At 33.0% G+C, this 16,221-nt stretch carries 11 protein-coding genes and 1 pseudogene; 6 read left to right on the top strand and 6 right to left on the bottom strand.

Annotation, left to right across the window (positions count from 1 at the left end):
• Window positions 1-83: 83 nt before the first annotated feature.
• Window positions 84-1,694, top strand: coding sequence for a hypothetical protein (locus tag MHH88_RS07040; protein ID WP_339262086.1), 1,611 nt, complete (start codon window positions 84-86; stop codon window positions 1,692-1,694).
• A gap of 450 nt (window positions 1,695-2,144) precedes the next feature.
• Here the strand turns inward: MHH88_RS07040 and MHH88_RS07045 are convergent, their stop codons facing one another.
• The 3 genes and pseudogenes from MHH88_RS07045 to MHH88_RS07055 all read right to left on the bottom strand — a co-directional run bounded on the left by MHH88_RS07045 (window position 2,145) and on the right by MHH88_RS07055 (window position 6,429).
• Complete coding sequence (locus tag MHH88_RS07045) at window positions 2,145-3,665, bottom strand: recombinase family protein (protein WP_339262088.1); 1,521 nt, start codon at window positions 3,663-3,665, stop codon at window positions 2,145-2,147.
• 76 nt (window positions 3,666-3,741) lie between these two features.
• Window positions 3,742-4,227: pseudogene (locus MHH88_RS07050) on the bottom strand (hypothetical protein); the annotation flags it as partial.
• A gap of 741 nt (window positions 4,228-4,968) precedes the next feature.
• A complete protein-coding gene (locus MHH88_RS07055; protein WP_339262090.1) occupies window positions 4,969-6,429 on the bottom strand; it encodes a glycosyl hydrolase family 18 protein in 1,461 nt (486 codons plus the stop codon).
• 785 nt (window positions 6,430-7,214) lie between these two features.
• Between MHH88_RS07055 and MHH88_RS07060 the strand changes: the two genes are divergently transcribed.
• Complete coding sequence (locus MHH88_RS07060) at window positions 7,215-8,273, top strand: PepSY domain-containing protein (RefSeq protein ID WP_339262092.1); 1,059 nt, start codon at window positions 7,215-7,217, stop codon at window positions 8,271-8,273.
• Between the two features lie 101 nt (window positions 8,274-8,374).
• Here MHH88_RS07060 and MHH88_RS07065 read toward each other — a convergent pair whose 3' ends face one another.
• Window positions 8,375-9,415: a cytochrome ubiquinol oxidase subunit I gene (locus tag MHH88_RS07065; protein WP_339262094.1), complete on the bottom strand. Its 1,041-nt coding sequence runs from the start codon at window positions 9,413-9,415 to the stop codon at window positions 8,375-8,377.
• Entirely contained in the window at window positions 9,412-10,740 is a 1,329-nt protein-coding gene (locus MHH88_RS07070) for a c-type cytochrome (RefSeq protein WP_339262096.1), read from the bottom strand. The genes MHH88_RS07065 and MHH88_RS07070 overlap by 4 nt, the downstream gene beginning before the upstream one ends.
• 330 nt (window positions 10,741-11,070) lie before the next feature.
• On the opposite strand from MHH88_RS07070, the gene MHH88_RS07075 reads away from it, so the two are divergent.
• Window positions 11,071-11,664 carry a class I SAM-dependent methyltransferase gene (locus tag MHH88_RS07075; RefSeq protein WP_339262098.1) on the top strand — a complete coding sequence of 198 codons (594 nt, stop codon included), beginning with the start codon at window positions 11,071-11,073 and terminating at the stop codon, window positions 11,662-11,664.
• A 270-nt stretch (window positions 11,665-11,934) separates the two neighbouring features.
• Here MHH88_RS07075 and MHH88_RS07080 read toward each other — a convergent pair whose 3' ends face one another.
• Window positions 11,935-13,353 carry a PLP-dependent aminotransferase family protein gene (locus tag MHH88_RS07080; RefSeq protein ID WP_339262100.1) on the bottom strand — a complete coding sequence of 473 codons (1,419 nt, stop codon included), beginning with the start codon at window positions 13,351-13,353 and terminating at the stop codon, window positions 11,935-11,937.
• Window positions 13,354-13,465: 112 nt separating this feature from the next.
• Between MHH88_RS07080 and MHH88_RS07085 the strand changes: the two genes are divergently transcribed.
• The 3 genes from MHH88_RS07085 (at window position 13,466) to MHH88_RS07095 (ending at window position 15,990) form a co-directional block, all read left to right on the top strand.
• On the top strand, window positions 13,466-14,386 hold the full coding sequence (locus MHH88_RS07085; protein WP_339262102.1) for an EamA family transporter: 921 nt from the start codon (window positions 13,466-13,468) through the stop codon (window positions 14,384-14,386).
• A 51-nt stretch (window positions 14,387-14,437) separates the two neighbouring features.
• The gene (locus tag MHH88_RS07090; RefSeq protein WP_339262104.1) at window positions 14,438-15,094 is read left to right on the top strand and encodes an MBL fold metallo-hydrolase; all 657 of its coding nucleotides are present in this window, start codon (window positions 14,438-14,440) and stop codon (window positions 15,092-15,094) included.
• Window positions 15,095-15,390: 296 nt separating this feature from the next.
• Window positions 15,391-15,990: a TetR/AcrR family transcriptional regulator gene (locus MHH88_RS07095; protein ID WP_024362414.1), complete on the top strand. Its 600-nt coding sequence runs from the start codon at window positions 15,391-15,393 to the stop codon at window positions 15,988-15,990.
• The last annotated feature ends 231 nt before the right edge of the window (window positions 15,991-16,221 follow it).

The following is a 16,221-nucleotide window of genomic DNA, read 5'->3' on the forward strand; positions in this document are numbered from 1 at the left end:
TGTAGGATACTTTTATGAAGTATTATAGCGCATATTTGATTTTGTACTTGGAGTAAAAATTATATCAGAAAGAAGGAATATCAATGAAAATGAGACGCTCTTTAATCTCTTGCCTAACTGTTACCATGCTGTTTAGCGTTGGTTCAGTATCATATGCTTCAAACGATGCTCTATTATCTAATGCAGAAGGAAGCGAGCATGCAAGCAAAGAAGTTACTCTTTCGAACGACACTGACCAAACTTTAGAAAATGGGCTAAATGGTATAGATAGTACTGGTATTGATTTAAGTAATGTTGTTGATAGCACTTTTCAAGAGAAAGATGTAATGGCATTAGACAACGAATTATCAATAGAAGCAACTAATGTTGCTCCTGTTACAAAATCAACAATGAGTCGCCATGCAGCTCCAAATGATTATGTTCTGTCAAAGTCTTTTTTAGAAAACATTAACGCTGTTAAGGGTATAACAACTTTCAATGGTGGAAACGAGATTAAAAACAACGATACTACAGGCACGAGTCGTGCTGTTGGCAACAATTCTCCTGATAAAGCTATATTCTTAGATGAAACATACTATGACCAACCTTTGAACGACAACATTATCGGGGACGGAGTACCAAATTGGTATTATGTTTATGCACCAACTACTTCTAAGATTAACTTTTACTTATCACAGGCTACAAACCAAGATTCTGATGTATATGTTTATAGTCTAAATCAATCTACAGGTGTACTTTCTTTGGTAGATTATTCGATAAATGATGGGCAATTGTCCGAATCAATCGGTTATATGGCGGAAGCAGGTTATTATTTCTTCCGTATAGAGCCAAATGGCACAACGAATAGTAATAATTATACTTTTTTAACAAATGTGAATAATACTTATGACCAGTATGAGAAAAACGACAGCCCAAATGACAACTTATCACTTTTCACTGGTAAAATGGATGTTAATGCAAATATTGACTTTATGTTTGACTCTGATTGGTACTTATTTAAGCCATCAAGTGCAGGCAAACATTATGTTAGTTTAAATAATGTACCGTCCGACGCTCAATATGCTTTTTACATTTATAACGAAAATTTGGGTAGTATGGGTAGTTTTTTAAGTAGCGGTAACGAATCTAGATGGTTAGAATTGGAATCAAATAAGAGTTACTACATAAGAGTAGAATCCTATGATGGTAAATATACTCCGCAATCACCATACAATGTTACTGTAGTAAAAGCACCTCCCACACCTCCGTCTATTACAGCAGGCACCTATGATGTTTATGTAAACGGACAAGCAATCAATCTTAGTTGGGAATATCAATATGCTTCAAAGCCTTATAACGGATATTACTCAAGAAATGAAAGTACTATGTTAAACAGAAACGGTACTTCAACAATTGGTAATGTATACAAAGGCACATTTAGAGGTTTCAACAAAACCATTCAAAATGCTCTGTTAATAGAAGCGAATTACGTTGGGTTTTACGATTACATGTATAGATTTGGCAATACTACTGCTCCATCAGGCGAGCCTACCAGAAATCAGTGGCATTATTCGGATGGGGTGTATGCCAATATCGGCACTTTTATCTACAATATCGATACGGGTAAAATTGAAGATAATCTAGGTAGTTACCCGTATTCATATCGTGGGGAAGATTGGAACTTCAAAGCAACTGAACAAATAAAAAGTCGTTAAGCTTCTATTTATGACGAATCGTACTTATTAATAGAGGTATGCAACAGCATGTTTTTTTAGTCTTTAGCATTTATTAAAATCCCACATCATTTAAGAGGCTGTAATCTTAATTGGTTTGGGATTTTTAAATTTATATATAAATTCTAATATTTTGAGGAAGCGAGGTCTGATTTTACATATAATAGTGCGTTTAGATTTGTTTTACAAACAGTATCGCCGATTTTGGTAATAGGACAAAGTTTAGATACATAAAATTTATTGTATGAAATTTGATATCTAAAAATTTGGATTTTATTTATCTCTTTTGTATTTAAAAGGAGTGATGAAAATGAAAAACAACAAAGAAACAAGAGTTCCTAAAATAACTATCAATAAATCAAAGAAGCCAAATTATAAAGCAGTAGCACAAGCATTAATTAAATATGCATCAAAAAAATAAGACACGATCTCTTAAAGGGAGGTGTCTTTTTCTATTATTTCAATTGAAAATTTATCATCAGTATTGATTAAAACAACTTTTTCGAAGAGTAGTCTAAATAGTCTGTTTTGTTCTTCCGTTTCAATATTTTCTACTGTTTGTAAAAAATCTAAAGCTTTTTTCTTTAAATCAACACTACTTTTCTCACTCACTGTTTTTAGTTTTTTATTACTATCTACAAGTAAACTTTTTAATTCCTGCAATTCATTTTCTAATTGTGGCATTATATTCACATATTTAGTTTCCTTTAGTATACCTTTAATCAAATACATATCAGTATTTTTGATTTCTTCTTCTTTTTCTTTTATCTTCTTATTAAATAGTTTTATTTCTTGCAAAATAGAAAGCTTTGTATCATTTCTATTATCTATTGAGGTATTTAAAATTTCTTCTCCAATAATCTCTTTATAATTATTAATTGCTTTATAGAAATGGGGTAATAAATAATTTAAACTCACAGATTTATGAGGACATTTATACTCAAAGTTCTCTCCATATGAATTTTTACAATTACTAATTTGATAAGATATGACACCTTCTTTATTTACATATGATTTATGGATTGGTAAACGATGGCCACAAATACCACAATACATTAACCTGTCTAAAGGTGTATTTATTTTAGTGTAACGTATGCCTTGTGTATTTCTTGAACGAGAAGCTATTTTCTTTTTAATTTTTTGATATTCTTCTATAGTCATCAAAGGTTCGTGTGTATCACGTATAATAACGTCTTCACCAAACATTTTACTATTATAATGTGATTCTCCTAAATATACTTTATTATCAAAGAGTCGAGTAATTGTAGTAGCAGCTTTGAATTTTTTTCCTTGCTTTGTAGTATATCCTCTTAAATTTAATTCGATTATCACTTCTTTAATTGTATAACCCTCAATAATCTTTTCGACAATCAATCTAAACGCTTTACTTTCAATGGGGTGCGGTATTAAATTATTTCTTTCTTTTATATAACCAAATGGAATCTTATTTACATATGAGCCATTTTTAGCTGTTTGAAGTTTTGTTTGATTCATACGGTGGGCATAGTTATGTAATTCGTGTTCGTTAACTGCACCACGCACAATATTAGCCAAGAATTGAGTTCTATCATTAGGGTTTATAATGCCTTCTCTATCAGAAAATATCACTATGTCAGTGCCTTTTAAGTCCTCATATACATTTGTCTGTTCATATACAGTTCTATATAGTCGAGATTCTTCTAAAACCACAATCGTATCGTGTACGCCTTGTAAGCAAGCATTTAACATTTTTCTATATTCTATACGGTCTAGTTTAGTCGATTTAGCAACGAAATCATTATAAATTACATAATCATCAATTTTGTTTTTTTTACAAAATTCTAATAATCGTTGCATATTTGATTCTAAAGTCTCTTCTTCAGTTTTCCCTTTTTTCTTTTTAGACTTTCTTAAATACAAGGCTTTAGGCTTATTAGATTGAAGTATGTCACATTTTTCAACTGGTCTATACACAAATAAACCTCCCGTTATTCTATAATATGGTGTTATTATTCGAATTTAACCATTTAGAATAATGTGCTTTTTCACTAGATAAAGCAATTCCGTGACCAAATAAGTTCATTGCCATGGCAACGCCCAACGCTGGTAAACCCGCTCGAATGGCTACAGGTAGTAGCACTGCTCCTAATAATGCTACAGCAGGAGAGGGCCAGAAAAACCAAGAAATAATCATCATTAGGATACCAATCGTCCAATAGGCGAGTGTCGGTGTTTTAATAATTTTTGTAAATGGTGCAACCATGACCTCATTAATACCAGAAGTTATTAACACACGACTCATCGCAACAATAATGGAGATAATCAAAATGGTCGATAACAGCTCCGTAATCGCATAAATAAAGCTGTTAAAAACCCCGCTAATAGACGAAGTGAGATCACCTGTAGCGACAATCGCAAGTAGGAAAATGCCAAGAATACAAATGAGGGTAGTATCCCGACGTTTCACCATAAAGCCAATAATTAGAACAATAAAAACAACATAAATCCAATGGAGAGAAGTAAGTTCAATCCCCATATAGTTTCCCCCTCAAAATAGGTCTAATTATAGAATATGAGAGGAATTTTAGATGGTGATTAGTTTCGGAAATAAAAGGTGGGAGTCATGTGATAAAAATACACAGTAGGTTCATGTCATGAGAATTATATTTAAACTAGAAAATTTAACTAATTATTTTCGTCAAATTTATAATAATGCCATTAGTCATTGGATTGTAATTGAACGTCTTGCTTTAAAACAAATGTTTTCATTACTCATTGTAATAAACTAAATTAGATGAACTTGAAAATTCTCCATAATATACTGCCGATACATTTCTGACAAATATGTTTCCAATGTCCGGTGGCATTTGGGAAGGGAAATAATACGGTGAACTCATAAGTAAATGAGGTCCTGGAGAGTAGAAAAGCTTTGGGGGCACTCCTTTTTTTGTAATTCATGAAAGCTGCTGTGGGCGTTGTGATATGTGAACACCAATTATTCTATAGTACGCATCATCAATATCTTGATAACTTTGCTAATTGTAAATGTTACACCTTTTAGTAAACTTTAGTACAAATACTAAGCAAAATAAAAAAATGTACACTATTAAAATTAAATTTAGTCATGTACATTTTTATTATATGTGCAACATGATAAACAAGCTATGATGTAAGAAACCATAATTACTTGTCCTTCATTTTAAAGATTAGTTTAAAGGTTTTGCATTGAATCGTTTTATAACTGCTTGTTTTGTTTATACAACTATTGCGAAAGGACTTATTTTTTTACTGCATTCTTTTCTAAATCTGCACTTGCACGGTTTACCATCGCAGCCATTTGACCTCTCGTGACATGATCAAATGGATAAAATCCTCCATCTTCTTTTCCCTTAATAATCCCTTTACTACTTAATTTTAAAATATCTGCATATGCCCAAAAATCTTTTGGAACATCATAAAAACTGGACTCATCCGTAGGTAATGGATAATTTAATACTCTCGATAATATCCCTGCTAATTGTGCTCTTGTGATATTGGCATTTGGATCGAAAATGTTTTCATTTGTGCCATTCACAATATGATACTTATAGGCAATTTCTATAGGACGTTTTGCCCAATGATTTGCTGGCACATCCTTGAAATAATTAGGTACAGTTTCGTTTGTTGTGTCTAAACCGATGGCATTAATAAGGATAGCAGTAGCCTGAGCTCTTGTTAAATTACCATTTGGATCGTAAGTGTATTCGTTTTTGCCGTTAATCCAGCCTTTTCGGTAAAGGGCCATAACATCCTGTTCTGCCCAATGATTTTCCGTATCTATAAAGTTATGTTCCCCATTCGCCCAAGAAGAATAAAATTTCCAAATACCATTATCCGCTTGAGTTAACTCCCAGCTACCTGTTCCTCTTAAATTATATTTCTCTACAAGTCTTAACTTATATTTTAAAGATAAATCATTTTCGTACCATATCGTGTAATTTCCTGGTACTAGCTTTTTACCACCGATATAAGTAGGAGAGTCACTGCTTTTTACTGTAAATTTGGCAAATGCTGATTTTGAAGTATTATCAAAATAAAGTTTTCCATTATGGCTATTCACAATAGATTTTACGGCATTATTAGCAATGCCGTCGCCTCCTATTTCCACATCATCCTTCCAAATTCGTCCATAAAAAGGGAGGCCCAATACTATTTTATTTGGATTAATCCCTTTATCTAATAAATATTTAATCGAATTTTCAACAAATGATAAACTTGCGACAGGACCAACTGAACCACCATTATAGCTTTCATCATACGCCATCAGCATTAAATAATCGCTATACTCACTTAGTTTCATGTAATCATAAGAACCATGCCATCCAGTTGTCCACCCATATGGATTTGCAGCGACTGCTATGGATATTGTTTTATTATTAGGCATTTTTTCACGTAATAATCGGATGAAATCTGTAAACTCTTCTTTATTTGTATAGTTTAAATTTTCTATATCAATATCAACGCCATCTAAATTATTTTTCACAACAGAATTGACGATTTGAGTAGACAATATTTCTCGGTTTGTCATTGCGATTTGTGCCAATTTACGATCCCAATGATTAGAAATGAAAGGCACAACTTTTAATCCTCTATTATGCATTGCATCGACTAAACTTTTATCAATCGTAGCACTTAAACTACCATCTGCATTTAAATTAAAAAAGTTAGGTGTTGCCGTATTTAACGCACCTTGAGTCATATCTATATTTTTTATGAAAGAGCTTGTATTTCCGCTATATAAATATGACATATGTATATCACTCGCTGAGGCGTTAGCACTAAACGGAGTAGCTAATAAAGTAGTGAGCATAGCTGGTATTATCAAATATTTTTTTAATAGATTTTTCATTACTTTCTTCCTTTGTAATAGATTTTATCTACTTTATTATCTATTACTTTAGTAAACGTAATCAATTATTAAAATATGGTATCATTGAGTTGTTTTGTAAATTTATGATATTAAGGGTTTAATATAATCGAAGTTTAGCACTCAAGACATGGAAATGTAAGTATTGCATTGTCCTTTCGGAAAATTTAGAAGACAGATTATTTAATGACAAATCAAGGGGGCAATTAGTCAAGTTATTTAGTAGTTTTATGTAAAATTTTCAGGGATACCTGTTAAAAAATTGTAATGATTTAATTCTTCAATTCACTTTTGTTCTGAATTATACTTAGTATAAAAGGTTTATTTATTCTTATTATCCAAGTTTTGGACTAAGTGGATCGTATACTACCATCCAAAGATCCAGGGGGTATCTCTTAAAGGGGTTGTTACTTTATATCAATCAAAACTAATTAATAAATTGAAATAGATAGGGATATTAAAATATTTCTAGATTACCATAATGGTTAAGCTAACTGACGCTATTTATATGGTTTGTACTTAATATCAAGTTCCAGAAATGACAACAGTAAGTTGGAAATTTTAATTCATAGTTACAATGAAAAATAGTATAGAAATAATATTTGGAGGACTTTATTTTGAAAAATATTCAAACCGTACTTGTTTTATTTTTTACTTTGTTTTGTCTTATTGGCATTGTAAAAGAGAAGGCTTCTGCTTCTACGCTGAACATTACACTAGAAACAGCAAAAGAAATGGCTATTAAGAAATTTGGGGGGCAGGTAATTGAAGCGAGTTTTGATAATGATGAATCCCATTTCGAAATCACTGTTTTAACGAATACAGAAAAAGTTGAAATGGATGTTGATGCTAATACAGGTGAGATACGGGTTACAGAACGTGAGGTTAATAATTACTTTATAGATGTAGACGTCAATGATCCTAATAATTTGTCTATTTATTGGGCTAGAAAAATGGGTTTAATAAATGGTTATAAAGACGGGACTTTTAGACCGAATAATATGGTGACAGAAAGACAGTTCGCAAAAATACTGGTGAATTATTTTAAGCTAGATAATAAGAGCAACGGTAACATTTCAGAAACGGAAATAAATTATAATATATTAGCTAAATATGGGGTTCCATTAAACGGATATAACGATACTAAGTTGAAAGATATGGCTGTGAATAGAGGTGTTGTTGCTCAAGCAATTGCTTATTTAGCCAATGGAAGTAATAATTTGAATGAATCTATCCAATATTTATTACAAAATAAAATAACGACAGGGCAAAATAATGAATATCAAAATATCAATATACAAAAATATTTTGGCTCAGAAAATGTGTTGACTAGAAAGCAATTGGTAACGTTTTTTTATAGATTAAATTACGCTAATATTACTAATGTTTCATCTGTTGCTTTAAATGTTTATACACTCAATTCAACGAGTGATACAATATATATAAACGATACTATACCTTCAAAACCTTCATCAGCTCAATTCATATCTCAAGACAAGGCAATTGCAATAGCAAAGGAAAAGGTTTCAGGTAATGTTACAAAGATTGAGTTGGACTATGATGATGGAATTGCTATTTATGAGATAGAAATACAAAATGGTCGTATAGAATACGAGATTGAGATAGATGCAATAACAGGTACTATTCTATACCTTCAAAGTGACTATGATGATTAAATTTCGTCATAACTGCTTCTAATCTTTAAAAGTTTAATTGGATAAGTAGACAAAGTCGAATAAATCGACTTTGTCTATGGTGTTCCTTGCGGTCTATATTTCTATTTCAACGTAGACTCTAGTCGCTCTTCTGTTCGTGGATGTTCATCGAGATAAGGTGATAAATAGGCTTCTCTCAATTCATGACGCATCCAGCCCATTATACCAATAACAAACATGAAGACTAAAATAGAGGCTAGAAAAGAATTAGCAGAATCCTTATAGCCTGCTGCATAGAGTAGCATACAAAGGATGACTGTTAAGACAATAGAAATAATAAGTAAAGAAGTTAACAATAAATCTTCTCCTAAATAAAGCATACGAATATTCGTATTAAAAGAAAATAATAATAAAAAACCAGTTACTAACTGTGTAATTGTAATCCAAAAGCCTACTTTGGCACCAAAAAGTTTTAATGCTTGTTCATGTTGCTCTAATTTCTTCTGCTTTCGTTTCAAATAAGCAAAATAGACAAACATATAAAATCCACCTGTTGCTAAACTCGCTAACATAAAATGGAGGTAACGTTGCCAAATTTGAGGGTAGTAAAATAAGCTTTCAAAAAAACCATTTGCTTCTCCCCAACGATCGGGATATAGCATGGAAGTGACATTGACAATAAAAATAAGAGGGACAAAAAACAAAATTAACATGGCTAATAAGCCAATACTTAAATGCAATAATTTTTTTGTTTGGAATTTAATCCAAGTGAACTTATAAATGTATAACAAAAGGAATGCAGCAATGAGTAAAATTAATAAACTCATCCAAGCCTTCCCTATTAAGATTGTGGAAGAATAAAAATATTGTGTATATAAGACACTTACAATTAATAAAGGACCAACACCTAACACAACTGCAATACTCTTATGTATTGAAGCATGAAAAGAACAAATTTGTGCCATTTTATCAAATAAACTATTTTTTTTCATTATCCCCGTAATTTCTAGTCCAACAGCACCTGCAGTCAATGAAATAGTAAAATTCACAAAAATAATATGAAGAATAAATGTTAAGACAATCAAAATTTCTAGTAAACTAATGGGTGCTGGAATCGGTAAAGGGTTATCAGAAGAAATTAATGCAAAAACTAGATGGTTCATTTTGGGGTCACCTCTTTATCATTTTCCAATTCTGTTACAATATAAGTAGCTAATGCTTCAATTTCTTCTTCTGTCCCCATAAATGGTGGCATTGCTACTTGTGCATAATGCATATTAGGAATAAAGGACATAATGGCTTGCTTATCCCAACCTTTCATTCTAGTAACTAATGCTCGTGTATCTCGCCATCCATCAATCGTATGACAAGTAATACATTGACCAACGAAAACGTCTCGGCCAGCTTCAACCATATTGTTGTTAGTTACTTCTTTTTCTTTTGCCCATGTTGCATTTGCTAGATAACCTTCTTTTTTCAGTGTTTCTTCATCTTTTGCTAACATTCCGTTTGCGTACATATAATTATAAATAATGTATGGCTTTCTAACGCTCTCTCTTACAACTTCAAATTCCCCAATAAATCCGATTGAAGAAAACATGACTGCAATTGATAGCATCCACGGAACGTTTTTTGGACTTTTAACGAGCCATACTAAGAAAATAAGAAGGATACTAAAACCTAAAATATTGAGACTTTTGAAAATGACCTCAGACATGCCTGTCGACCAAACAATCATGTTATAGGCTTCAGTTGGGATGGCCCATAAATACCATAATCCCGTTATAAAAGTTAGTGGTAAGGCGATAGCACCCCAAAATGCAAACACTCGAAAGACTTCTGTTCTTAACGCTTTATCTTTAATGCGCCAACGAATGAAAAATGATACTAATGAGATAGCTAGCATAATTGCTAAAAACATCCGGAATCCGAGTGAAGGGAAGTAAGTTGGGTTGAGAAAGGCATTCCAAAATGAAAATGTGTCAATCCAACGTCCTGGCGTTAATTTTGCGGCTAAAACACCTGTAATGATTACCATTGTTACCCATGAAGCAATACTAAGTGCGACCCCCAACATAATATGCTTTCGCTTACGTTCTCCCTCTTTCCATTTATCCCAAGTATAGTAATAGATGATAAGAATAATCACTTCCGAGATAAATGCGCCCCATTCCACAACCCATGCCCAAAAGAAAATGCGTAGTAAAGAAGAAATGGAGTCCGGTTGTATGACGGTTGTTGAGAACCAAATCCCTACTCCAGTCATTGCTCCCATAGTTGTAGTAATGATTAATACCCATTTCAACATTGTTTTTGCTACTTGATCTAATGCTTCGTTCTTTCTTTTCATGGCTCTATACTCAGTAGATACAACTAAAACAGAGGTTCCAATTGCCACGCCATGGCTAATAATTACATGAATAATGGCAATAAGAGCAATGACAGTGCCGTTCCCAAACCAAGTATAATCGACCGATGGAAAATTCATAGTTACGCTTCCTTTCTGTTTTTAATGACATTCAACGGATATCATACTAAATAGATTTGAAACGCAGATGAGTAATATGTGAAATCCAAAGCAACTAAACTTCATTAGTTTGTCAAAATAGTATGTATAACGTAGAAAAGGTTTGTCCGATTTCTCTTGATTTCACGCAATAGATGCTATTTTTTGAGAGCAAATATCGACTTTAAATGAAATTTACTTTTTTGTTACTAAAATTCATTAGAATTTCTCAATTGTTTTTTATAATGATGGTAATCAAAGCATCAGTTTAAAATACTGGAATCGTTTTACGTATAAATGGGGGGGAAGGGTATGAGCATGGGGCGTGAACAAGAGAGTCCGCCACTATATGTGTATGGAACGGAAGCGAATCGATTTATTAAGTCTTCTGTACATTATTTCCCTAAGCATGCCAAAATTGCTGCGTATGAAGAAAATGAGGGAGCGAATGCAGTATTTTTAGCAAAACTAGGATATAAGGTAACGGTTTATAATTCTACTTCGCAAGGACTAGCTAAAGTTCAATTACTGGCAAATATGAATGGCGTAACGATCGACACAAAAAGGGTAGAATTAATAGAATACAAACTACCTAAAGAAAACTATGATGGAGCAATAATGGTTTTTGGGCATTTTCCTCATAGCTTACAATTAGTAGTGCTTGATAAAATTATGAACTCTTTAAAACTAAACGGTGTATTTATGTTTGAGGTATATGAATACGCACAGCTTTTATACAATACGGGTGGACCAAAAGATATGTCTCATTTATATAATGCGGAGAATATTTTAAGATGGGCTCGTCGTTATAAATTAAAACATTACTTTACGGGGGAAGTAGAACAATATGATACGTCGATTCAAACAAGTACGCGCCGTGTCATACAAGTAATAGTAGAAAAATAATCAATAATCTGTATGGTATATGAGAAGAAAAAGACAAATGACATACGAGAAATAACTTGTACTTTCTTTTTCTAAAGATCGAGGCTGGGACAAAATGAATAAGTTTGAAGAAACAGAGAAATAGTGTTCGTAAATTTTGCTTTTGCAAAAAATCTAATGAAAAACTAGTTGTCGGTAACGGAGCCTTTGGCGAACATCAACGACATAGCAAAAAAGTATGAGATTGATTGCGGTCAATCTCACACTTTTTCTCTGTTGTTGTATGACAGCTCACTTAGCAAGTGATTGTGCCACTGCTACAAACCTTTTTAGCCCTTCTTTTAATTGTTTTTCATTTGCGTAAGAATAGCTTAAACGAATCCAAGATGATAATTGTTTTAATGGATCACAAACTTGTCCTGGCACAAAGGAAATATTTTGTTCGAAACTTTTGCTTAATAATAGTTCAGTTGGAAAATTATTTGGGAGCTGTACCCATAAATTCAAACCGCCTTTTGGACTAGTCCATTGCCAACCTGTTATGGCTAGCTCTTCCTCCATGATTTCCTTTCGAATTTGAAGTGCAATTCGAATTTTCTCCAAGTGTTGCTGCAATCTTAGTGATGAAAAGTAATGGAGAAAAATTTTTTGATTGAGCAGTGGTGAGCCATTATCCGCTAATGATTTGGCTGTTAGCAGTGCGTTCATTAATGATGATTGACAAATAACAGTCGCAATTCTTAAACCAGGTGAAATATATTTGCAAAAGCTGCGGATATAAATGACTATCCCAGCACTATCATAGGTGTAAATTGGTGGTGGAGGGGGTTCATCAAAATATATGTCATGATAAGCATCGTCTTCGATTAATAACAGTCGATATTGTTCAGCTAATTCTACTAATTTTTTTCGTTGCTCAACAGGAACAGTATAACCAGTCGGATTATGAAATGTCGGATTCAGATAAAATAGTCGTGGTTTGTATTGTTGAATATATAATTCAAGTTGTTGTAAATCATACCCTTCTGGCTGAATATCAACCGTAACAATCTGGGCTCCCTGTGCTTTAAAAATATCAATCGCAGCACTATAGCTTGGACGTTCAAATAAAACGACGTCTCGAGGCTTAATAAAAGTTTGGGCTAAAAGGTGAATCGCTTGCTGTGAGCCAGAAGTAATGAGTAACTCATCTGCACTAATATGTGTTTTATATTGGTTGATAAAATACTGTGTGAGTGTTTCACGTAGTTCTAAATCACCTTGCACAGTTGAGTAAGTTGCAAGTACTTTTGGATAAAGATCAAACACTTTCTTCACGTAATCTGAAAAATAATGATTAGGTAAAAGATTGGGATCAATTAACGCCTGCGAGAATTGGTAGGAAACAGCTGACTGATGAATTTCAGATAAATGATTTTTTTGTAAGTATGCAGAAACAATTGGATTGTTCTGATTTAGATTTTCAAGATGTTTTGTTTCGATTGATTGGACAAAATAGCCTGCTTTATCTTTTACATAAACTTTGTCATGCTTTTTTAATAATTGATAGGCTTTTAATACCGTTAATCGATGAACATTCATTTCAGAAGCTAATTGGCGGACGGAGGGAATCTTTTCATGTTCTTTCCATTCGTTGCGTTCTATACGGTGTAGTACATAATCATATACTTTCTTAAAAAGATAATCTTTATGTTCAATCGTTTTGTCCACGTCGATTCCTCCTATTCAAAAAGATTGTACCACGAACGATGTTAATCTGTTCTATCTTTCTCAATCTGTTCTACGCTCCTTCTTTTATGATAGAAAAAAGGAGGAGATATATATGGTGATGATTAATTATATTTTTATGTGTTTGATTTTTGGTACGACTTTTTTAGCAATTAAAATGGGTGTTGATGCAGGGGTACCTCCATTTTTATCAGCTGGGCTTCGTTTTTTCATTGCTGGGTTGCTGCTATTTAGTTTTATGGTTTGGAGAGAAAAAACGACAATACGGTTATTGTGGCGGAAAGAGATGTTTTTTACAGGGGTATGTTTAACTTTTGGAACGTTTGCCGCATTATACTGGGCAGAACAGTATGTGACATCAGGAATTGCCGCTGTTTTATCTGCAACGGGCCCGATGATAATTATAATTATTCAAACATTAGTATTGAAACAACAAGGAACTCGACAAGCATTGATAGGTTGTGCTGTCGGGGTTATTGGTGTCACACTGTTGATTATACCTAGTTTTTCAATTGAAATAAGTACCTTCTGGATGGTTGGTTGTTTCGCCATCATAGTAGGTGAGCTATTTTATGCAATAGGAACAATTTATACGAAACATGTTATCCAAAAATTTGAAACGACATCACCAATTGCCTTAAATGCAGTGCAAATGATGTACGGCGGGATGCTATTAATTATTTTATCGTTTTTTACCGAGAACATTCAGTTTAACAATCTGTTAAATCTCGCTTCAATGGGCTCCCTTCTTTATTTAATTATTGTAGGCTCAATGATTGGGCATAGCATTTATTATTGGCTTGTTTCACGGACAAATCCAATTTTTCCTTCTACATGGCTGTATATTTCTCCCTTAATCGCTGTAGTATTAGGTGTTATTTTTTATCAAGAATATCTATCTTGGTTAACTGGCATAGGTACTTTGACGATTATTGTTGGAACGGTTCTAGTCAATTACGAAACATTGAAGAAGTTACTCTGGCAGAAAGGGACTTTGCAGCATGTTAAAAATTAAGCAAAAGGATTTTCTTATGTAAGAAAGTCTAATTTAAAAGGAGGTAAAGTTATGCAAGTTTCTAAAGGAGTAGAGGTTTTGGAGCTTGAATTTAATGGGAACATGATATATCCCACTCTTTTATGGGATCAGGACATGGCTGTTTTAATAGATACGGGATTTCCTGGACAAATGGAAGATTTGCTTGTAGCAATAGATAAGATAGGCGTGGCGCTTGACAACCTACAAGTTGTGATTTTGACACATCAGGATATAGATCATATAGGGAACCTACCTGACATATTACAAATCAATGGAAGTAATATGAAAGTTTATGCTCATAAGTTAGATAAACCTTATATTCAAGGGGATTTACCACTTCTGAAAGATGGGCATATTGCGAATCCACCGAAGGGAAGAGTAGATGAGACGTTACATGACGGTCAAGAGCTGCCGTATTGTGGGGGAATTCGCGTAATCCATACGCCAGGGCATACCTCAGGTCATATTAGTTTATATTTGAGAAAAAGTAAAACACTTGTTGCAGGGGATTCGATGTACAGTGTCAACGGTGTACTGCAGGGAGTTCATCTTCCAACTACTTTAAATGTAGAGGTTGCTCGCCAATCATTAAAGAAATATATAGACCTAGATATAGAATCCGTAGTTTGTTACCACGGGGGATTAAGTGTGGCAAATATTAATGAGCAGATATTAAAATTTCAATAATAAAAAGAAGATGTTGAGCCATCCAAAAGACAACCTCGTAAAAGATAGATTTCATGTCTAATTTTTACGGGGTGATTTGTTATACTTTTGCAAATAGTGTGTCACACTGTTGATGTGCGATAAAGGAGCGTAAAATAAAGTAATTGAATGAATGAAAAAGTATTTGCCTAAGTGGTCACTTTCATGTATATTATCAGTAAATTTTGGATTGTTCGTTTAGAAATTGTAACTACTTATACATTATAATGAAATGTATATGTGGGACTAGTAGTAATTTTTATGTAGGAGTGTTTTGAATGGGAGAAAGAGGAAGACCTAAAGGCGCTAGTGGTGAAGAAAGTCGGGCACTACTTCTTGAAATCGCAGCAAATGAATTTGCACAACATGGATATCATGATACAAAAGTGAGTTCAATTGTTAAAGCTGCTTCATTAAGTCAACCCACTTTTTATTTGTATTTTAAAAATAAGGATGCTATTTTCGAAGAATTAGAAAATTTATTTCGCTTACGCATGATTGATTTTGCCAAAAAAAGCCGCCTACAGCCTGCATTGGAGCAAGCAACAGTAAAAGAGCGTATTATATATAACGTCAAAGAATTATTGGTGTTTTTTTCTAAAAACCCTAATTTAACACGTATTGGGTTTTATTTATCAACAAAGGCTGATGAAATAAAAGCGCAAATGGTCAAGCAAATAAAAGACAATCTGGATTTTGAAGTAGATGCAGGTTACTTTCGGAAAGATCTAGATACGCAAACAGTGGCAGAGTGCTTAATAGGTATAATTGAACGATTAACATTCATTCAATTACTGCCTCAAAAAAAACAACCACAAGAAATAGCGACGGATATTGTCGATTTACTTATAGAGGGAATGCTGAATAGAGAAAAATAGTGTTCTTAAATTGAGTTAAAAAGGAAAATTTAACTTTTTCTTTTTTATAGTTGAATATTACTTTTAAGTAATATATTATGAAGGTGGAAATAAAGATTGGCGATAGCTATAGGGTTGCGGAATGTATACGTTATACTTACTCCTTTATATGTTCCAACGGAGGGTAAGTAATAAAAAGTAACTTCAATATGTTAGAAATGAGCTGTTGTTATACTAAAATTATCATAGTAT

This window comes from Lysinibacillus sp. FSL K6-3209, from assembly GCF_037976175.1.
Taxonomy (GTDB): Bacteria; Bacillota; Bacilli; order Bacillales_A; family Planococcaceae; genus Lysinibacillus; species Lysinibacillus sphaericus_D.

What these genes read in the sequence shown, in the direction of transcription:
- MHH88_RS07040 (WP_339262086.1), top strand. Translation starts at nt 84, where the DNA reads ATGAAAATGAGACGCTCTTTAATCTCTTGCCTAACTGTTACCATGCTG.
- MHH88_RS07055 (WP_339262090.1), bottom strand. Translation starts at nt 6,429, where the DNA reads ATGACTCAAGGTGCGTTAAATACGGCAACACCTAACTTTTTTAATTTA.
- MHH88_RS07065 (WP_339262094.1), bottom strand. Translation starts at nt 9,415, where the DNA reads ATGAACCATCTAGTTTTTGCATTAATTTCTTCTGATAACCCTTTACCG.
- MHH88_RS07070 (WP_339262096.1), bottom strand. Translation starts at nt 10,740, where the DNA reads ATGAATTTTCCATCGGTCGATTATACTTGGTTTGGGAACGGCACTGTC.
- MHH88_RS07075 (WP_339262098.1), top strand. Translation starts at nt 11,071, where the DNA reads ATGAGCATGGGGCGTGAACAAGAGAGTCCGCCACTATATGTGTATGGA.
- MHH88_RS07085 (WP_339262102.1), top strand. Translation starts at nt 13,466, where the DNA reads ATGGTGATGATTAATTATATTTTTATGTGTTTGATTTTTGGTACGACT.
- MHH88_RS07090 (WP_339262104.1), top strand. Translation starts at nt 14,438, where the DNA reads ATGCAAGTTTCTAAAGGAGTAGAGGTTTTGGAGCTTGAATTTAATGGG.
- MHH88_RS07095 (WP_024362414.1), top strand. Translation starts at nt 15,391, where the DNA reads ATGGGAGAAAGAGGAAGACCTAAAGGCGCTAGTGGTGAAGAAAGTCGG.